This is a genomic window from Deltaproteobacteria bacterium, from assembly GCA_028818775.1.
GTDB lineage: Bacteria > Desulfobacterota > Binatia > UBA9968 > JAJDTQ01 > JAJDTQ01.
In genome coordinates this window covers 1-19,645 of record JAPPNE010000030.1, presented here as the reverse complement: position 1 = coordinate 19,645, position 19,645 = coordinate 1, and the positions used below count along the sequence as shown (strand labels likewise).

Here is a 19,645-nt window from a genome sequence, read left to right as displayed (position 1 = left end):
AGATGTAGATGGCGTAGTCCACGCCGATCCCCACCCCCAGGGCCACCACCGGCAGCGTCGAGATCTTGAGGCCGATCTCCAGGATCGCCATGAGCCCGTAGGCCAGGAGCGACACCGCGGCCAGCGGCACGATGATGCACACCGTGGCCGCCACCGAGCGGAACGAGAGCAGGCACAGCAGGATGACCCCGGCGAAGACGTAGCCCAGGATCGGGAACTGCGACGCGTCCACCTCCTCGTTGGTGGCGGCCATGACGCCCACGTTGCCGCCCGCGAGCCGGAAGCGGATGCGCTCCACGGTGTTCTCACGCTGGAAGTCCTTGGTGGCGTCGACGACCCGCTGGATGGTCTCGGCCTTGTGGTCGGTGGTGTAGATGCGCGTGGGCAGCACGCTGCAGTCGTTGTTGATGAGTCCGCTGCTGGTGGGCACCGGCGAAACCGATTGCACCAGACTGTGGCGGTTCCGCGGCAGCGTGCGCCACTTGAGATTGCCCTCGTTCCAGCCGGCGTTGATGCCGCGGGCGACGCTGGCCAGGCTCACCACCGACTGGACGCCCTCCACGTTGCGTACGTGCCAGGTGAACTCGTCCAGCGTGGTGAGCACGTCGTAGTCGATGCAGCCGTCGGGCACCGTCTCCGCGAACACCGTGAGCACGTCGACGCCGATCTTGAAGCGCTCGGTGATGACCGCGATGTCGCGGTTGTACACCGACTCCGCCCGCAGCTCCGGCACGCCCTGGTGGCTGTCGCCCACCTTGACCTGGACCGCGTAGAAGGCCCCCACGGCCACGAGCACCGCGGCCAGTCCCACCGTCACCGCCGCGGGACCGCGGCGCGCCAGACGCGCCACTCGGGACCACAACGGCCGCAGGACGCTGTCGCGCTTGGCCGCCGCCTGCCGCTCGGCGTCGTTCATGCGGAAGTACGACAGCAACACCGGCAGCAGCGCCAAGTTGGTCAGGATGATGGCCACGATGCCGAGGCTCGCCGTGATGGCCGTCTCCCGGATGACCTGGACCTCGATAAACGAGATGGTGATGAAGCCCACCGAGTCCGACGCGAGCGCCACCGCTCCCGGCAGCAGCAGGCGCCGGAAGCTCGCGCGCGCGGCGTCCACACCGGCGGTGCCCGCTACTACCTCGGCGCGCACCGCACTCACCATCTGCACCCCGTGGCTGACCCCCACCGCGAACACCAGGAAGGGTACGAGGATGGACATGGGATCGATGCCGAACCCCAGGGCGGTGACCGTGCCGAGCTGCCACACTACCGCCACCAGCGAGCACACCAGCGGCGGGATGGTCAGCCGCACCGAGCGGGTGTAGAGGTACACGAACAGCGCGGTGATCAGGAAGGTAATGCCGAAGAACGCGATAACCCGGGCGGCGCCCGCGGCAATGTCCCCCACGAGCTTGGCGAAGCCGATGATATGCACGTGGACGGGAGCGCTTGCCTGCGCCTTGGCGCGGATCTCTTCGAGCTGGCGCGCAACATCGAGGTAGTCGAGCCGCTTGCCGGTGTTGGGGTCGAACTCCTGCAGCCGGCCGCTGACGATGGCCCCGGTGAAGTCGTTGGCCACCAGCCTGCCGACAACGCCGGCCTTGATGGCGTTCTCGCGCACCCGGGCCAGACCGGCCTCCGTGGGCTTGAAGCTCGCGGGCAGCACGTTGCCCGCGATGACCCCGTCCTCCACCACCTCGATGTAGCGAACGTTGGGCGTGAGAATGGAAAAGACTTGGGTGCGGTCGATGCCGGGAAGGAAGAACATCGCGTCGGTGACCTGCTTCAGCACGGCGAAGAATTCGGGGGTGAACATGTCCCCCTCTTGAGCCGTGATGGCGATCACCACTTGGTCGGCGCTGCCGAACTGATCCTGGTGCTTGAGGAAGGTCTGCATGTACTCGTGCTTGAGAGGCACGAGCTTGAAGAACCCGGCATCCACGCGCAACTGAGCCGCGAACCAGCCCATGGCGAGGGTGACGAGCGCGAAGACGGCGATGACGATTCCGCGCCGGGTGAACAGACAGCGCTCGAGGAAGGCGGTCAACGGGTTTGGTGCGGAGGTTTGGGAGACATCCGGCATGGGCGGTTATTCGGGCTTGGGGATCGATTCCAGGCTGGGCAGGCGCCGCACGCCGAACTCTCCGGTTAGCAGCGTGGAGCCGTCGGGAAGCGCCAGCGCGGACGTGATGCCTTGGCGCGACGGGAGGCGCGTGGTCGAAACGCTGACGCCGTCGTCGCGGCTGGTCAGGAGAATTCCCTCGAGTCCGGTGAGAAGCACCATGCCGGACGGCAGGCGGACAGCGTCCGTGAGGGTCGCGGTGGTGTGGGTGGCCACCCGAGTCCAGCTCTCTCCGGCGTCCTCGGAGCGGAAGAGATGTCCGCGGAGCCCCAGCAGCATGAAGCGGTCGGCATCCAGCACCAGGGCGCCGTACCATGATCCGGTGTAGGGCGAGGACAGTTCGCGCCACGTGCCGCCGCCGTCGTCGGACCGGTACACAACTCCGGCCTCCGCGGCGATCAACAGGCGTTCCGCTCCGGCGGGCACGATCTCGTTCAGGTGGAAGTCGTCCTGGCTGATGGCGCGGGAGGTCCAGGTGGCGCCCCCGTCGCGCGTGGCCAGGAAATAGCCGTAGGCCCCCACGGCGAAGCCCGTCTCCTTGTCCCGGAACCACACGTCCAGCAGGGGACGCTCCTCTTCGGGCGCGCGGTGCAGCAACCGCCATGTGTCGCCGGCGTCGCCGGTGCGGAGAATGACGGCATCGTGTCCCACGGCCCAGCCTGTGGTGGCGTCGTGCATGTGCACCGCGGTGAGCAGGGCGCGGACGGGCACCTGCGCCTGTTTCCAGTTCGCGCCGTCGTCGGATATCAGGATGTGGCCGCGCTGGCCCACCGCGATGACGCGATCACCGGCCGTGGCCGCGTCCAGCAGGAGAGTGGTCGCGGCCAGCGGCGCCTGGACGGCCGGTTTGGCCTCTCCCGAGGCATGGGCGGGCAGAGACAGCACCAGGGCTGTCAGCAGGGCCGCCGAGGTACAACCAAGAGGATGTAAGCGTGAACGGAGCAGGGACAGGCGCCGGCAAATTTCTTTCATGATCTCGGAACGCAGAGGCACCGCCCGGAACACAGGGGCACGGCCCCCCGAAACGTCATTCCCGCGAAAGCGGGAATCCAGGGGTGGGGAGGGGCAAAAATGCGTGTTCCCCGCCTCACCCCACCTGGATTCCCGCTTTCGCGGGAATGACGTTTCGGGGGGCCGTTGCCTCACAAGTCTCGACACAGCCTGCGTTGCGGGAAGGACGTGTCCGTATGGTCTGCGAGGTCCCCTACCGCCCAGTCTCACCGCCTTCCCGCGCGGCGCAGGGATGACGGCTTGAAGTCCCTGTCCTTGAACGTGATGTCGTACGTGCACATGGGGAACTCGTTGTCGAGGCCGAGGGCGAGGTAGCGGCCGGCCTGCAGATCGTGGTGGATCTCCAGGGTCGGCCAGATCAGGGGCTTCTCGTAAAAGTTGATGACGTGGCCCTCGGACACGCGCCAGAGCTGGTCGCGGTTGTCGTAGATGTCCGCCAGCAGGATCTGCCAGGAGTCCTCGTCGATGTAGAAGGTCCGGCGCTTGTAGATGTGGCTGGCACCCTCCTTGAGGGTTGCGTCGACGATCCACACCCGGTGCAGTTCGTAGCGCAGATGCTCCGGGTTCACATGCAACGGCCGGATGATGTCGCCGAAGGAGAGCTTGTCGCTGTGCACCCGGTAGGCGTTGTAGGGCACGTACATCTCGCGCTTGCCCACGAGCTTCCAGTCGTAGCGGTCAATGGCGCCGTTGAACATGTCGAACTGGTCCGCGGTGCGCAGCCCGTCCGAGGTGGTGCCCGGGTTGTCGTAGGCGATGTTGGGCGCGCGCCGCACGCGGCGCTGACCCGGGTTGTAGGTCCAGGCGCTGCGCGGCTCCCGCGCTTGGTTCATGGTCTCGTGCACCAGGACGATGTCTCCCGCCAGTCGCGCGGGCGCGGTCACCCGCTGCTTGAACAGGATCATGGTGTTGCCGAGCCTCTCGACGGTCATGCCCGGCAGCGAGTAGCGCACGTTCACGTCGACGGCGTACTTGACCAGCGTGTAGCTGCCGCCGCGGGTGACCGCCGCCTGGCCCAGCGTGCACGACACCGTCTCGCCGCGATAGCGCAGGAGATGGTTCCAGATGATCTCCTGACCGTCCTTGGGGATGGGGAAGGGAATGCCGATGACCGCGCCGTCGACCCCGTTGCCGTCGTCCACCAGCTTCGTGGCCGCGGCGATCTTCCGGGTGGCGTCGTAGACGCGCTGCGGCGCCGAGGCGCTGCGCCGGGTCGGGTACACGTTCAACTTGAACGTCGGGTAGAGTTCCAGGAGACGCTGGTGCCCCGTGGAGAGCTTGTCCCGGTGCTGGTCCAGGTTGGACTGGTCGATGACGAAGAGCGGCTTGTCGCCCGCGTACGGATCCGGATGGTGGTCGCCGAGCTGGTATCCCGCCGGGGGCTTGGTGATGCCCCCGGTCCACTCGGGGATGGTGCCGTCGGCGTTGCCGGCGCGCTCTCCCCCCAGGGGGGTCAGGTCCTTGCCGAGGCGTGCGATGTCGTCCGCGGAAAGCTCCGCGGACACGGGAGAGACAAGCGCGCACGCCAGGACGAGCGCGGTTCCCATTCGAATCGTGAGTGCTTTCATGTTCATGGCGCCTAGAAGGAGTATTTGACCGTGGCGGTGACGAAATCGCGGTCCCTCAACGAGTTGCGGCTGCCGGCATACTGGGTGTAGCTGACATCGAACTGCCAGCGGCTGAGGTAGTCGGCGGCAAGGCCTAGAGTGAGCGCGGTCCGGCCCTCCACGAACGAGCCGCTGGGTGCGGGGCTGTTGCCGCCGACGTCGTGCCCGAACCGAAGGTACGGGAAGAGGTTCACCGCTCCGATCGCTTGGTTGTAGTCCAGCCGAGCCGCCAGCCGGTAACCCCAGGAGGTGGCGTCGGCGTCGTTGGGGTCATAGCTGGGGCCTTCCCCGACCGAGCCGGCGGGACTCTCCAGGGGCCGGTCGGCCGGGGTCAGGTCCTCGGCAGCCACACCCTTACCGCTTGGCATGTCGTGCACTTGCATCATCGCCACTTCGGTGACGAATGCCCCGCCGTCAGCTCCCATGACCGGACCGAACACCTTGGTGGCGGTGGCCTGGACTTGGCTCACGTCGCTCAGGACGTAGCCCGCGTTCTCCGCGCCGTACCGGCCGGCTGCGGCGTTCTCGCCGATGCACTGGGGACCTGCCAGAGCCTGCGGGACACCGCTCTGCACCTTCCGTACGATACATCCCGGCAACCCGGTGAACGGTCCTAGGGCATCGGCGAATATCTTGCGTTCCGCGAACTGCAGCGGTGCGTCACGGCGATAGGAGTACTCTCCTTGCAGCGCCCAGCCCGTCGTCCCGAGCGTTGTGTTGAAGCTGACGCCGTAGAGCTGGATGTCCTCGGGATATTCGATGAAGTAGTACCCGTTCTTGGCGTAGGCGTCGATACCGGCGGCTTGAGCAGCGCCTCCGGCGAGGCCTGTAGCCAAGGCCGTCGTCTCCGCTTGAACTCTTTGTGCGAGTGCCCCGCATTCCGGGCTGTGAGCTGGAGAAGGACACTGTGCCGCGGCCATGGCCTGCATGACCGCGCCGGTCACGATCTCTCCCACCGCCGTCGGGGCAGCGGCCCCGATAGCCCCCGCCGCGGCCAAGCCTCTCCCCGCGTCTTGCGCGGTCCCGGTTCGCGCGCTGACGACGGGCAGGCGGCTGTGGTAGTTCATGAAATAGAAGCCGAACTCGGTGTTGTTCAATCCCTCGGCGAGATAGCGGAACGCGGCTCCCCACTGACCCGAGTCGCGGGGGTCGCGGTCCGGCAGGTCGCGGCTCGCTATCAGGAAGTCGCGATCTGCCGTGATGAGGGGGGCAAAAGCGCTGGCGACGGAGGTCCGCGAGAAGACCAGGAAGGGATTCGTGGCAGGATCGGCGGTCAGCCCCATGTCGCCCAGGTTCAATCCCGGCAGGGCGATCACCGCATTGCTCGCGCCCGGACCGACGTAGTCGGTGACCGAGAAGAAGCTGCCCACTGGGTCGATCTCGGTCTTTTCCCAGCCGATCTGGTAGAAACCTTCCATCGTAAGGTTGAGGTTCCCCGCCACGGACGCCGAAACCAGCGGGACCGCCAGCAATGCCTCGCGCAATTCGGAACCCGGAACCCTGAGCTTGCTCACGTCAAAGGGGTTGACGGCGTTGACGCCGTTCTGGATGAATGTGCTCTCACCCCAGTTGAGGACATGGTTGCCGAGCCGAACGTCCAGCGTGGCGTCACCGAGGTCGAACGCTCCGGTCACGTAGGCATCGAGCACGTCGAGGTCTGTCCCGATCAGGGCCTTCGCCTCGTCCGACAGCGGCGTGCGGGCCCGCGTGCCGTTTTCGTTCTCGATGTCGTAGAGTCCGCTGGCGCGAACGAACAGCCCCAAGTTCTGGTAGCCGATGTCGAGTTCGCTGGTAAACTTGAAGGCGTTGCTGACGACGCCGCGATCGTAGTTGAGATTGCCGTCGTTGTCGTTGGTCTTGGTAATCTGCACCTCATCGCGCTCTGCAACGCGAAACGTCACGCCGTAGGAGAGGGTCGTGTCTAGGCTTGCCTCGACCTCGCCCGAACTCAGGTCTATGGCCCCGGCTTGTCCTGGCAACAAGAGGGAACAGAAGGCAAGCACCGACACCGAACGTGCTATATAACTACCCACCAGTTTCCACATCATGCGTGGCGATTATCACTATGGGGTATGGCCTGTCAAGCCGGGAATTTCACCCTGTGAAACAGTTTTGATATTGTTCGGACAAGAAAGAGAATACAAAGGCTGAAGATTGTCCTATCGACCTCAAGACGTGTTTTTCCACAAGGCGAAACGCGAGGGTTACCGCTCGCGCGCGGCCTACAAGCTGTTGGAGATCAATCAACGGTTCCGCGTCATCCGGGCGGGCTACGTGGTGGTGGATCTGGGCGCGGCGCCGGGCGGATGGCTTCAGGTGGCGGCCGAGCTTGCCGGGCCGCGGGGGCGAGTGCTCGGCTTCGACTTGCAAGCCATACAGCCCCTTTCCGGAGGACACGTGCAGGCGTTCGAGTTGGACGTGCTGGCGGACGATGCGGCGGAGCGCATTCGCGTCGCGGCGGACGGGGCCGCGGATTGTGTCCTCTCGGACATGGCGCCGCGTCTGTCCGGCATCCGCGACGCTGATCATCAACGCGCCCTGGAGCTCACCCGCGGGGCCTTCGACATTGCCTGCGCTATCCTGAAACCGCGCGGCTCGTTCCTGTTCAAGACCTTCTCCGGAGTGGATGCGGAGGCCCTTCTGAAGGAGATGTCGGGCTGTTTTCAGACCGTGCAGCGGGTTCGGTCCGCGGCCACGCGCAAGGGTTCGTCGGAGATCTACGTGGTAGCCAAGGGCTTCAAGGCCGGCCGTTAGTTTCCGTCAGCCACGGTCCTATTCCACGGTCACGCTCTTGGCGAGGTTCCGCGGCTGGTCCACGTCGGTGCCGCGGTGTACCGCGATGTGGTAGGCGAGGAGCTGCATGGGGATGGTCAGCACCACCGGGGCCAGGTGGTAGGGCACCTTGGGGACCACGAGCGTGGACTCCGGCTTCAGGGTCTCGTCGGGTTCGTCGGTGACGGTGATGAGTTTGCCGCCCCGTGCTTCCACTTCCTTCAGGTTCCCCAGCGTCTTCGGGTAGTAGTGGTCCCGGGGCAGGAGCATCACCACGGGCATGTCCTCGTCGATGAGGGCGATGGGTCCGTGCTTCATCTCCCCCGCGGGATATCCCTCGGCGTGGATGTAGGAGATTTCCTTCAGCTTGAGGGCGCCTTCCAGGGCGATGGGGTAGTTGATGCCCCGGCCCAGGTAGAGGACGTTGTCGGCGTGGCTCAGCCCGTGGGCCAGCGCGTGGATGGAATCCTCCAGCTTGAGCGCCGCCTCGATCCAGCCGGGCAGCCGCATGGCGTCTTCCAGGAGCTTCGTCGCCGCGCCGGGCGGGATCTGCCCGTTGAGGCGGCCCAGGCGGACGGCCAGCAGGTACAGCGCGGCGAGTTGGGTGGTGAAGGCCTTGGTGCTGGCCACGCTGATTTCCGGGCCGGCGTGGGTGTAGAAGACGCCGTCGGACTTCCGCGCCAGGGACGAGTCCACCACGTTGCAGACGGACACGGTGCAAGCGCCCTGCCGCCGGCCCACCTCCAGGGCCGCCACCGTGTCGGCGGTCTCCCCGGACTGGCTCACCGGCACGAGCAGCGAATCCGCTCCCAGGAGCGGAGTGCGGTGGCGAAACTCCGAGCCGTAGTCCACCTCGGCCGGGATTCGCGCCAGCTCCTCGATCAGGAACTTGCCCACCAATGCCGCGTGCCACGCGGTGCCGCAGCCCACGAGGTGGATCTTGCGCGTGCGCGCCAACTGGTCCTCGGTGAGGTTCAGCTCGGCCACGTCGACCGCGCCGGACTCCAGGGCGATGCGCCCGCGCAGGGTGTCGGTGACGGCCTGGGGCTGCTCGTGGATCTCCTTCAGCATGAAGTGGCGGTAGCCGCCCTTCTGCGCGGCCACGGCGTCCCAAGTGATCCGCTTGGTGGGGCGGGCGACCGCACGCCGCTCCGAGTCAAGGATGCGGAACCCGTCGGCCTGGACCTCGGCGATCTCGCCGTCTTCCAGGAAGGCCACGTCCCGGGTGTATTCCAGCAGCGCCGGAATGTCCGAGGTAATGAAGGTCTCGCCGTCGCCCGCGCCCACGACGATGGGCGAGGCGTTCTTGGCAACGATGAGCCGTTGAGGCTCGCGCTGGCTCAGAAACACCAGGGCGTAGGAGCCGTGGATTTCGTGGATGGTTTCGCGGACCGCGTCGAGCAGGTCCATGCCGCGTGCGGTCTTTTCCTCGACCAAGTGGGCGACAAGCTCGGTGTCGGTATCCGAGGTCAGCTCCGCCCCGCGCCCGAGAAGGGCCTGCTTGAGGTCCAGGTAGTTCTCGATGATGCCGTTGTGCACCACCACCGTGTCGCCGGCCCGGTGCGGGTGGGCGTTGGCCTCGGACGGGCCGCCGTGGGTAGCCCAGCGGGTGTGGCCGATGCCGGCATGGCCGTCGATGGGGGCACTGGCGAGAAGCGCCTCGAGCCGGGCGAGCTTGCCTTCCGCGCGACGCAGCTCGATTCCGTCGCCGTTCAACACGGCGATGCCGGCCGAGTCGTAGCCCCGGTATTCCAGCTTCCTCAGGCTGTCGATGAGCACCGGCGCGGCGTCGCGCCCGCCGATATATCCTACGATGCCACACACCCTACTTGCCCTTCCTCGCGCGGAACCCGGCCACCCACCCCTCCATGTGCTGCTGGGGCGTGCGGCTCACTGCCAGGGCGCCGGCGGGCACGTCCTTGGTGATGGTGGAGCCGGCGCCGATGTAGGCGTCGTCGCCCACCGCCACCGGCGCCACGAGCTGGGTGTCGCTGCCCACCTGTACGCGGTCGCCGATGGTGGTGCGGTGCTTGGCGAAGCCGTCGTAGTTGCAGGTGATGGTGCCGGCGCCGATGTTTGATTCGCGTCCGAGGTCGGTGTCGCCGATGTAGCTCAGGTGGCTGGCCTTGGTGCCTTCTCCCACCGACGAGTTCTTCACCTCCACGAAGTTGCCGATGTGGACGTCGCGCTTGAGCACGGTGCCGGGGCGCAGGTGCGCGAACGGGCCAATGCTCACTCCCTCCTCGACGTCGCAGTCGTCCAGCACCACCGAGAAGCGCAGGTGCACCGCGTCCGCCAGACGCACGTCGGTGAGGTAGGCGCTGCCGTCGATGCGGCAGCCGGCGCCTACCACCGTGCGGCCCAGCAGGTGGCTGTTGGGCCCGATGACCGTGTCCTCGCCGATGACCGCCTCGGCGTCGATGTAGGTGCTGTCGGGGTCCTTGAGGGTCACCCCACGCTCCATCCACTTGCGGTTGATGTCCGCTTGCAGTGCCTTTTCCATCCAGGCGAGCTCCTCTCTGTTGTTCACGCCCCGGAATTCACGCGGATCGTCGACGGTCATGCTGCCGATGCGGGCCTCCATCCGGGCGGCGAAGCCGGCGATGTCCGGCAGATAGTATTCTCCCTGGTGGTTGCGGTTGTCGAGGGCGGCCAGGGCGGCGCGGAGGAAATCGGCCGGCGCCAGGTAGAGGCCGACGTTGATCTCCGGGATGGCCCGCTGCGCCTCGGTGGCGTCGCGTTCCTCCACCACGCCGGTAATGTCGCCGCCGGGGCCGCGCAGGATGCGTCCGTACCCTGAAGGGTCCGGCAGCGTCGCCACGCCCAGGGTGAGGTCGTGGCCGCCGGACCGGTGCGCCGCAAGCATGCCGGAAAGGCTCCGGCACGACAGCAGAGGCACGTCGCCGTTGAGAATCAGGAGGTCGCCGCGGAAATCTCCCAGAGCATCGACGGCGCACCGGGCTGCATGGCCCGTGCCCAACTGCTCGGGCTGGAGCACCCAGGCCCCGGGGTCCATGGCCGGGAAGGCTTCGCGGATGCGTTCGTCCCCATGCCCCACGACCACGCGTACCGCCTCGGGCTCGAGCCCCGTGCACGCGTCCAGCACGTGGGCCAGCAACGGTCTGCCGCCCAGCGGGTGCAGCACCTTGGGCACGGCGGACCGCATCCGCTTGCCCTGGCCCGCGGCCAGGATGATGACGCCAAGGCCCCGCATACGCAGGACAAACTATAACCCAAGGGAAGGTCTCCCGCCAGAGAGTTCGGGGTGGCGGCGAAACCGGCCCGTACATTGACAAGCACGTGATTTTCCAATAACTCTTACCGTACTTCGCTAAAGGTGGTCGAGTTCGTATGGAAGAGCACTCCGGCTGGTATTATTTCATGGAGATCGTGACCAAGCCCGACAACATTCCCATCGTCGGCATGCTGATTCTCGTCCTGTTCTTCTCCTGGGTCGGCCTGAAGCAGGCTCTCAGGAACGACAAGCTGAAAGACGAGGGCCGGGAGGACGAGATCCCTGAGAAGATGTGGAAGTAGAGGCCGGGTCCGGTGGCCGGCGGTCCTGATCGCCGTTGCCGTCCTGGGTATTGGCGGAGAGACACGCTCCGCTCTGGTGGACGAAGAGCTGTGGCGGGACGGCCGGAAGGACTTGGCCGCGGGCAAGTTCGCGGACGCCGGGGAGAAGTTCGATAAGCTGCTCAAGCAATACCCGGAAGAGCCGCAACTCTTGCAGGTGGCGGGTCTGGCGGCTCTCCGGCTGAGAGACACGGAGACGGCCCTGACCCTCGTGAAGAAGGCCGTGGCGCTGGCTCCGGATGACACCGAGGCGCTGACGCTGCTGGGCTGGCTCGATCTGGAAGTGGCGGGCGACGTCGAAGCCGCCGTTGCCTCGTACCGCAAGGTGGCGGCGCTCAAGCCCGAGGTCCCCGAGGTCCACAACAACCTGGGAGTGGCGCTGAAGCGCAAGGGAGACCTGGAGGGGGCCGTCGGGAGCTTCTCGCGGGCCCTGGAATTGAAGGCGGATTTCGCCCAGGCCGCCAGCAACCGCGGCTGGGTCTATCTGGAACAGGGCAACTGGCGGGCCGCCCAGGCCGACTTCGAAAAGAGCCTGGCCCTGCGGCCCGAGGACGAGGGCGCGCTCTACGGTCTGGCCCGGGTGCGCAAGGAGTTGCGCGACTACTCCGGCGCCCAGGAAGCGCTGGCGCGGCTCAGCCGCCAGTCGGGCAATTTCGTCTACTGGCTCGAATGGGCCACGGTGGGTATCATACGTTACTATTGGGTTTTCCTGTTGCTGGCTTTGGGTTTGTTCTTCCACTTCCGGTACAAGGCGAGAAGAAGGGTGAAAGTCGATGGCTGAAGCTGCAAAACGCAAGGGCACGGCCCTCCTGGCCGTGATGAACGAGAACTGCACCAGTTGCGCCGGGTCGCCCCTGTGTGAGGTCCACTGCCCGGTGGACGACTGCATCAACCTCCTCTACGAGGAGATGCCCGGAGGCGGCCTCAAGCCCTACCGGGTGTGGGTGGACAACGAGAAGTGCATCGGCTGCCAGATGTGCTACAGCGACGACCTCACCAAGATCCACGAGCACAAGACCACCGGCGTGGTCTACTTCGAGTACGGCAACCGCATGTACGACGCCGACAAGAAGCTCCTGGAGAAGGAGCAGGAGCCCAAGAAGAGCGAGATCCAGCTCATCGGCACCGACTCCGAGGACCGCCTCGACAAGAAGATCTGCCCCTGGGACGCCATCAGCATGGTGGAATACGAGGACGCCCTCGAACTCTCCAAGCTCTACTACGACCCCGCGCTCATCTCCACCGAAGACGGCGTCTACTCCATCGACGACAAGGGCAAGGAAGAGCTGGAAGACCGGCAGATGGAGGGGTTCTAGAGGGGTGCTCCTGCCAAGGACGTAGCACGAAGCACTCAGAACATTTTCCGCCGAATCGGTGCGCTGCCAAGAAGGGAAGGAATGGAGGGATTAATCGCTACCCTCGGAATGATGTCGGTGGTGCTACTCGCACTGAATTTCCTACCATCGTTCATTGCAGCGTATCGAAGCCATAATCAGACCATGGCCATTGTGGTCTTGAATCTCGTTGGCATCGTCGGTTGGCTGTTCTTCGTCATACCCGGATTTGTTCTTTGGGTAGTGGCTTTGGTGTGGTCTTGTACGTCGAACGTCCGTAGTCGCCAAGTCGTAAGCGTCACCGAGTTGAGAGTCACTGAGGAAGTGAACACTGGCTCCGGTGTTGTCCCAGTAGTGGCCCGCGTCACTGAGTTGGAACAGGTCGTACGGGTCGCTGAGAAGGTGGACCCATTGACAGACCCGGCTGCGGCCCGTGCGGTTGAGTTTCTGAAGACAGGTCGCCGAACCCCTCGTTCCCAGCCTTAAGGCGAAGTTCACCTGCGTTGTCAGGGCACACCTCGGTCGTCCGTCCGGGTTTGAGTCGCCCACGGCGAATGGCTCCGGCTTGCTTTACGCTGGCCACCAGCCGTTCGAAATCTTTTCGCTTCACTCGAATCTCCTCTTCATCCAGAGTCGCCCCTCAGATCACCTTGTTCAGCGGATACTCCACGATCCCCACGGCGCCGTTGCGGGTGAGTTCGGGGATGAGTTCGCGCACCACGTCCTCGGCGATGATGCTCTCGATGGAGAACCACTTCCTGCCTTTGAGGGCCGGGGTGTCGTAGAGGGTCGCGACGGTGGGCGCGGTGACGCTGGGGATCAGCTCGATGATCTTCTCCAGGTCGTCTTCCATCACGTTCATCTTGATGCCGACCTTGTGCTCGGCGGCCAGGGCGCCCTGGAGCAGCATGCTGATCTGCTCGATCTTGGCGCGTTTCCAGGGGTCCTGCCAGGCGTCCTTGTTGGCGATAAGCTGGGGCGCGGACTCCAGCAGGTCGGTGACGATGCGCAGGCCGTGGGCGCGGATGGTGCCGCCGGTTTCGGTCACCTCGACGATGGCGTCCGCCAAGCCCTCGGCGGCCTTGGCCTCGGTGGCGCCCCAGGAGAACTCCACGTCCACGGGCGTGTCGTGCGACTCGAACAGCCGCCGGGTGAAGTTGACCATCTCGGTGGCCACCTTCTTGCCCTTGAGGTCCTCGATCTTCTGCACCGGCGAGTCGTGGGGCACGGCCAGCACCCAGCGGGTGGGCCGGAAGCTCGTCTTGGCGTAGATCAGCTCGGTGATGTACTCGACCTGGGAGTCGTTCTCCTGGATCCAGTCCCTGCCGGTGATGCCGGCGTCCAGGGTGCCGTCCTCCACGTAGCGGGACATCTCCTGCGCGCGCACGACGCTGCAGTTCAGGGTCTTGTCGTCGATGGAAGGGAAGTAGCTCCGGTCCATGCCGGTGATCTTCCATCCCGACTTGCGGAATAGCTCGATGGTGGACTTCTCCAGGCTCCCCTTGGGAAGCCCCAGCTTGAGTTGCTTCACTTGTTGTAGACCTCCTCGGGATCGAAGACCTTCTCGGCGCAGATCTCCCAGTCCTCGCCGGCGTCGTGGCGGAAGAAGCAGGTGCGGTAGCCCATGTGGCAGGCGCCGCCGCCCTGCTGGTCGATCTTGAGGATGAGCGTGTCGTTGTCGCAGTCCACCAGGATGTCGTGGACCACCTGGAAGTGGCCCGATTCCTCGCCCTTGAGCCAGAGCTTGTCCCGGGAGCGGCTGTAGTAATGGGCCTTGCCGGTCTCGCGGGTGAGGTTGAAAGCCTGTTCGTTCATGTAGGCCAGCATGAGCACGTCGAGGGTCTCGTGGTCCTGCACCACCACCGGGACGATTCCTCCGCCCTTGGCAAAATCGATGCTCTCCATTCGGGTCTGTACCCCTTTCTCAAAAACTGTCTGCGGGAATGCGTTGGTTCCGGAACTCTGTGAGCCCGCGCTGGCGGGAATCCGGCAGGCGGCTGGATTGACAAGCGCGGCCTATGCAGACACGAAATAAACCATACAAGAGTGAGGCGCGCAAACGGACGCGTGGAGACCTGTCCGGGCAGGGAATCGGAGCGGCAACATGAGTGAGTTCCTCGTCGTCTACATCACGGCTTCCGGAGACAATGCGGGAGAATTGGCCGGCACGCTGGTGCGAGAGAAGCTCGCCGCCTGCGTCAACCGCGTCCCGGGGGTCGAGTCTACCTACACCTGGGAGGGTCGGGTGGAGCGCGACACCGAGGACCTCCTCATCGTCAAGACCCGCGCCGACCTCTTCGACCAACTCAAGGAGCGGGTACAGGAGCTCCACGGCTACGATCTCCCGGAAATCATCGCGGTCCCCATCGTTGAGGGTAGCGAAGGCTACCTGGAGTGGATGGGGTCCGTCCTGTCCAAGACCTGAAACCTTGCGCTCGGGCACGGCATTGTCTAAGTGTCCTGTATCCGCAGCATCCGGTATCCGTAGCCACTTGCCAGCCAGGGAGAACCGAACATGAGAGACCTCCAGGAATTCATCGCCGCCGAGGAAAAGCGCCGTCCGGGCGACCTCATCCGGGTGAAGGACCCCATCGACCCCAACAAGTGCGAGACCATCGCCTTCCTGAAGCACCTGGACGACCGGGGGCTGGAGAAGATGGTGCTGTTCGAGAACATCACCACGCTGGAGGGCAAACCCTCGCCGTTCCCGCTCTTCTACAACCCGTGGGTGAGCCGGCAGTTCTGCGCCGACGGGATGGGCATGGGCGACCTCGAGTCCAACATGGAGCTGAGCCTGGAGGTGTCGCGGCTGGAGAAGGAAAAGGGCGACACGGAGGTCATCGCGCCCGACGCCGCACCGTGCCGGGAGGTGGTGGTCCAGGGTTCCGACGTGGACCTGGCCAAGTATCCCATCCCCATGCACCATGACCTCGACGTGGGCCCCTACTGGACCATGGCCTGCGTCATGAAGGGGGAGTCGGCGCCGTTCTACGACATCACCTTCACCAAGAACCTGTACTACGACGCCCGCACCATGAGCTTCTCGGCGCACAAGCACCACCACCTGGAAGCCATCGTCAGCGAGAACGAGGCCAAGGACCAGCGGGCGCCGGTGATCATCGTGATGGGGCACCACCCGGCGTTCTACTTCTCGTCCTGCTGCATGACCCCCTACGGCAACGACGATTACCAGAGCGCCGCGGCGTTCATGCGCGAGCCGCTGCGGCTCACCCCGTCGGTGACCTGGGGCGAGGACTTTCTGGTGCCCGCGGACGCCGAGATGATCATCGAGGGCGAGGTGCCGCCCAACGTGCGCCGCTCCCAGAACCCCTTCGGCGAGGTGCTGCGCTACTACCAGGTGACCATGGATGTGCCCATCGTCGAGGTCACCGCCGTCACGCATCGCAGGAACGCCGTGATGCAGGACATCTGGGCGGGCCAGAAGGACCACTGGAACCTGGGCGGCATCACCAAGGAAGGCAGCGTCTACAACTCCATCAAGCGCAACATCCCCGGCATCAAGGCCATCCACCTGCCGCACTCGGGGTGCGGCCGGGTGATCTGCTACATCTCCATCAAGAAAGAGTTCCCCAACGAGCCCAAGAAGGCGGCCATGCAGGCCTTCACCGACATGCCCAACCTCAAGCTCTGCGTGGTGGTGGACGACGACGTGGACGTGTTCAACGAGCGCGACGTGTTGTGGGCCGTGGGCACCCGCACTCACTGGGACCGGGACCTCGACGTCATCCGCGAGGTTCAGAACTTCCGCGGCTGGCTCGGCGACAGCGTCGCCGTGGTGGACGCCACCCGTCCCCTGGAAGGCGAGTTTCCCATCAAGAACGAAGTGCCGGTGGAGGCCATGAAGCGGGTGGACGTGAGCAAGTACGTCTGACGGGAGATGTCACGCCCAACGTCATTCCCGCGAAACAAGACGCGCCAAGAGCACGATCGTGCTTCAATGACCTGCTGATGGTTGCGGCTGGATGAACGACAACCCAAGCCTCACGCGCAGGGTCGCTCCTTTTCCGACGCCGTCGCTCAGGGCCTCCAGACTCCCGCCGACGCTGGCGACGTAACTCGCCCCCGATGGAAGCCCCAGCCCACTGCCCGTGTTCTTGGTGGTGTATCCCGAATCAAAGATGCCTTTCAGGTCCTTCGGGTCGATACCGACGCCATTGTCGATGACGTCGATGACCAGGAACTCGTCCTCGGCGTACGACCGAATGTGAATTTCCGGCGGTTCATTCGAGGAACCGGACAGAGTGAGTTCGTCGATGGCTTCGATGGAGTTCTTCACCAGGTTGACCACCATCTGGTGGAATTGGCTTTCACGGATCCGAACCTGCGCGGGCGCGCCCACGCAATTGACGTGAAGCTGGATGCCGCGCTTGTGGATGGAGTCCTGCAGGACCTGTATCGCGGCGTTGATGGTTGCTTCCAGGTCCAGGTCTTTGAGGACCGTCATGTCCTTGTCGAAGCCTTGTTGCGTTCGGACGATGTCGGTGATGTGCGCCACCCTGTCCTGAACCCGTTCGACGGTCTGCACCAACTGCGACTCCATCTCTCCGAAGTCGTTGGCAAGCGCGAACAGAAACGGCATCGCCTGGCGGCCTTTCGGATCGTCTCTCAGGTAATCGATCCAGTCATGCTCGTGCGCCTTCAAGGTGTGGGCCAGCGCCTGAAGGCGGCGTATGAACCGGTTCCCCTTCAGTTGTTCGTGTACGGTTCCGATGCCGATGGCCACGCTGTTGATGGCGTTCCCGATGTTGTGGAGCACCGTTTCGACGATCTCCAGCCGCCCCTGGGCGAACGCGCGGGCCAGCGCTTCATGGGCGCGCATGTGCTCGGTGACGTCGCGAAACACCACCACGGCGCCCTTGACGGAGTTGGACGCGTCCTGCAAGGGCCTTCCGCTGGAGTTGAAGTAAACCCCGTTGGGGACCCTCGAATTGCGCACGAATATCTCCACGTCATCCGACGCCTCGCCCTGCAGGGCGCGCCAAAGCGGAAGCTCATCGGCGGGGAAGGGGGTCTCCTTGTCAAGACGATAAAGCCCGAGGACCGCCGGATACTCGGCAAGGCCCGTTGTCATGAGGTCCTTGATATCAAAGGGCGATATGAGTTCGGCGAGCCGTTTCGTGGCGGTGTTGACAACGAGGTAGTTGCCCTGGGAATCGGCGGCCACCACCCCGTCGCTGATGCTGTCGAAAACGGATTCCATGAGGCGGGTCTGGCTCTCCAGCCGCTCTACCACCTGCCTCAAGTCGTCCTCCGACCGCTTGATGGACGTGATGTCGCGGAACACGGCCATGCCTCCCTTGACTTTGCCGGAGTCGTCCAGAAGCGGTCGGGCGCTGGTGGTGATGTAGATGCCTTCCGGTTTGGCCGGATTGCGCAGGATCATTTCCTCGTCATCCGTCGACTCGCCGCGGAGGGTGCGCGCGATCGGCAGATCGAGAGAAGGGTATTGGGTCACTCCGTCGAGCTTGAAGACGCCGTAACGCTCGCTCCAGTCCTCGGGTACGGCGTCCGGTCTGTACGGACCCAGCATACGTTCCGTGCTCGTGTTGCGCATGACCGGGTTCCCGCGCTCGTCGATCACGATGATACCGTCGTTGGTGCTTTCCATGAGGGTGCGCCACGCGCGTGCTTCTTCCCGAACACTCTGTGCCAACTGCTCCGTGTCGATCCTGTGGAACGCCAGCACCGTGCCTTCGGCACGGCCGTTTCGGTCCTTGACCGGCGCGACATTGTAGTCGACCGCCACCTCTTTCCCGGACCGGGTCCTGAGCATCATGTCGCCGCCCACGCGAGCGGTGTCGGCGCCTTCCGCGAGGAGGCGCTGCATGGTCTCGAACTGAACCGGCAGAACTCCCGCGGTCCCGTGAAAGATCTCCTTCAGGGACCGGCCGATGGCATCGTGCCGGGACCAGCCCGTGAGGGTCTCCGCGGCGGAATTCATGAACGTGACGTCCCCGCCCTTGTCCGTGACGACGATGGCCTCGGTGGCGCATTCGATGGCCGCGGACGCTCGCCGCTGCCGTCGTTGCCGGGCATGCAGGCGCAGGCCGGTTTCCACGTGCAGATGGAGCTGTCCCGCCGGTGCCGTCTTGAGCACGTAACCGACCGGCTCGCTGTCCAGGGAGCGCCGCTCCAGGGCCTGTCCGGCATTGCCGTTGAGGTACAGCACCGGGGTGTCGAACGTTCCGCTCAAGTGCAGGGCCGTTTCGACGCCGTCCGGTTCTCCTGCCAGTTCCAGGTCGATCAGGGCCAGGTCCGGCGGCCGTTCCGTCGCCGCCACCACGGCTTCCCGTCCGGACGGAACCGAAGCGCACGCGTATCCCGCGGTCTTCAGCTCTTGTTCAAGGCGCGTGGCCACGGGCCGCTCGTGCTCGACAATGAGGACTCTTGCCGCTGTCATGATGCTCTCCCTTGCTACCGGCGCCTTGTCGCTGATAGTCTGAGGTATTCCTTGGGTGTCCCACCTTGTTGGACGGTTGGGCGGCAGAAATAGGGTGTATTCCGGTGCAGTAGATCATGCCGCCAAGGTCTTGTCTAACACGTCCTGCTGTTCTCGCTGACCTACCGGGTCCGCTTCTCAAGGAAGCGGGGATCCGTGTTGGGTGGGGCGGGGTAAGGAGCATCATGGGCCACATCAGCTACGATGATTTCCTGAAGGTCGACGTGCGCGTTGGCACCATCACCCGGGTGGAACCCTTCCCGGAGGCGCGCAAGCCCGCCTACAAGCTGTACGTGGATTTCGGTCCCGAGATCGGCGAGCGCAAGAGTTCCGCCCAGGTCACCCACCACTACACCGCGGAAGAGCTGGTGGGCCGGCAGGTCGCCGCGGTGGTCAACTTCCCGCCCAAGCAGATCGGCCCGTTCCGGTCCGAGATCCTGGTGCTGGGCTTCCCAGACGCCGGCGGTGAGGTGGTGATGATCGAGCCCAACCGCCCGGTGCCCGACGGCGGCAGGCTGTACTGAAAAGCAAAAAGCCGCCCGCGCCGGATACGGCGCAGGCGGCTTTCTTGCAGGATGACCCGACGCTTCAGACGCGCCGTTTCCTCAAGGCGCCGTCTTTTCGTCCGTGTCCACCGCCCGGTAGATCTCGCTCCCAGTCTTCTTGAACTCCTCGGCCTTCTCCTGCATGCCGGCGGTCAGCGCCTGCTCGGCGGCGATGCCCTTGCCGGCGGCGTAGTCGCGGACGTCCTGGGTGATCTTCA

At 64.9% G+C, this 19,645-nt stretch carries 16 protein-coding genes; 7 read left to right on the top strand and 9 right to left on the bottom strand.

Annotated elements, in window-relative coordinates:
• The 4 genes from OXU42_02325 to OXU42_02310 form a co-directional block, all read right to left on the bottom strand.
• Nucleotides 1-2,047, bottom strand: a 2,047-nt coding sequence (locus tag OXU42_02325) for an MMPL family transporter (protein MDE0028227.1), incomplete at its 3' end; no start/stop codon positions are given.
• 42 nt (nucleotides 2,048-2,089) lie between these two features.
• A complete protein-coding gene (locus OXU42_02320) occupies nucleotides 2,090-3,094 on the bottom strand; it encodes a YCF48-related protein (protein MDE0028226.1) in 1,005 nt (334 codons plus the stop codon).
• 245 nt (nucleotides 3,095-3,339) lie between these two features.
• The gene (locus OXU42_02315) at nucleotides 3,340-4,701 is read right to left on the bottom strand and encodes a DUF1329 domain-containing protein (protein MDE0028225.1); all 1,362 of its coding nucleotides are present in this window, start codon (nucleotides 4,699-4,701) and stop codon (nucleotides 3,340-3,342) included.
• An 11-nt stretch (nucleotides 4,702-4,712) separates the two neighbouring features.
• Nucleotides 4,713-6,788 carry a DUF1302 domain-containing protein gene (locus OXU42_02310; GenBank protein MDE0028224.1) on the bottom strand — a complete coding sequence of 692 codons (2,076 nt, stop codon included), beginning with the start codon at nucleotides 6,786-6,788 and terminating at the stop codon, nucleotides 4,713-4,715.
• A 127-nt stretch (nucleotides 6,789-6,915) separates the two neighbouring features.
• Here OXU42_02310 and OXU42_02305 point away from each other — a divergent pair, with 127 nt between their 5' ends.
• Nucleotides 6,916-7,494: an RlmE family RNA methyltransferase gene (locus OXU42_02305; protein MDE0028223.1), complete on the top strand. Its 579-nt coding sequence runs from the start codon at nucleotides 6,916-6,918 to the stop codon at nucleotides 7,492-7,494.
• A gap of 18 nt (nucleotides 7,495-7,512) precedes the next feature.
• Here OXU42_02305 and glmS read toward each other — a convergent pair whose 3' ends face one another.
• Together glmS and glmU are read right to left on the bottom strand one after the other, a co-directional pair.
• Nucleotides 7,513-9,336: a glutamine--fructose-6-phosphate transaminase (isomerizing) gene (gene glmS / locus OXU42_02300; protein MDE0028222.1), complete on the bottom strand. Its 1,824-nt coding sequence runs from the start codon at nucleotides 9,334-9,336 to the stop codon at nucleotides 7,513-7,515.
• A gap of 1 nt (nucleotide 9,337) precedes the next feature.
• Nucleotides 9,338-10,726 carry a bifunctional UDP-N-acetylglucosamine diphosphorylase/glucosamine-1-phosphate N-acetyltransferase GlmU gene (glmU, locus tag OXU42_02295; GenBank protein MDE0028221.1) on the bottom strand — a complete coding sequence of 463 codons (1,389 nt, stop codon included), beginning with the start codon at nucleotides 10,724-10,726 and terminating at the stop codon, nucleotides 9,338-9,340.
• Nucleotides 10,727-10,863: 137 nt separating this feature from the next.
• On the opposite strand from glmU, the gene OXU42_02290 reads away from it, so the two are divergent.
• From OXU42_02290 to OXU42_02280, 3 genes are all read left to right on the top strand, one after another.
• Complete coding sequence (locus tag OXU42_02290) at nucleotides 10,864-11,049, top strand: hypothetical protein (protein ID MDE0028220.1); 186 nt, start codon at nucleotides 10,864-10,866, stop codon at nucleotides 11,047-11,049.
• Nucleotides 11,050-11,125: 76 nt separating this feature from the next.
• Complete coding sequence (locus OXU42_02285; GenBank protein MDE0028219.1) at nucleotides 11,126-11,869, top strand: tetratricopeptide repeat protein; 744 nt, start codon at nucleotides 11,126-11,128, stop codon at nucleotides 11,867-11,869.
• Complete coding sequence (locus OXU42_02280; protein MDE0028218.1) at nucleotides 11,862-12,404, top strand: hypothetical protein; 543 nt, start codon at nucleotides 11,862-11,864, stop codon at nucleotides 12,402-12,404. Before OXU42_02285 ends, OXU42_02280 begins: the two co-directional genes overlap by 8 nt.
• A 658-nt stretch (nucleotides 12,405-13,062) precedes the next feature.
• Here the strand turns inward: OXU42_02280 and hisG are convergent.
• Entirely contained in the window at nucleotides 13,063-13,953 is an 891-nt protein-coding gene (gene hisG / locus OXU42_02275) for an ATP phosphoribosyltransferase (GenBank protein MDE0028217.1), read from the bottom strand.
• Nucleotides 13,950-14,327, bottom strand: a complete 378-nt coding sequence (hisI, locus tag OXU42_02270) for a phosphoribosyl-AMP cyclohydrolase (protein ID MDE0028216.1) — start codon at nucleotides 14,325-14,327, stop codon at nucleotides 13,950-13,952. Before hisI ends, hisG begins: the two co-directional genes overlap by 4 nt.
• Before the next feature lie 199 nt (nucleotides 14,328-14,526).
• On the opposite strand from hisI, the gene OXU42_02265 reads away from it, so the two are divergent.
• On the top strand, nucleotides 14,527-14,847 hold the full coding sequence (locus tag OXU42_02265; GenBank protein ID MDE0028215.1) for a divalent-cation tolerance protein CutA: 321 nt from the start codon (nucleotides 14,527-14,529) through the stop codon (nucleotides 14,845-14,847).
• Between the two features lie 90 nt (nucleotides 14,848-14,937).
• Nucleotides 14,938-16,314 carry a UbiD family decarboxylase gene (locus OXU42_02260; GenBank protein MDE0028214.1) on the top strand — a complete coding sequence of 459 codons (1,377 nt, stop codon included), beginning with the start codon at nucleotides 14,938-14,940 and terminating at the stop codon, nucleotides 16,312-16,314.
• 63 nt (nucleotides 16,315-16,377) lie between these two features.
• On the opposite strand, the gene OXU42_02255 is transcribed toward OXU42_02260, so the two are convergent.
• Nucleotides 16,378-18,843, bottom strand: coding sequence for a PAS domain S-box protein (locus tag OXU42_02255; GenBank protein MDE0028213.1), 2,466 nt, complete (start codon nucleotides 18,841-18,843; stop codon nucleotides 16,378-16,380).
• A 224-nt stretch (nucleotides 18,844-19,067) separates the two neighbouring features.
• Between OXU42_02255 and OXU42_02250 the strand changes: the two genes are divergently transcribed.
• Entirely contained in the window at nucleotides 19,068-19,406 is a 339-nt protein-coding gene (locus OXU42_02250; protein ID MDE0028212.1) for a tRNA-binding protein, read from the top strand.
• Nucleotides 19,407-19,645 lie beyond the last annotated feature (239 nt).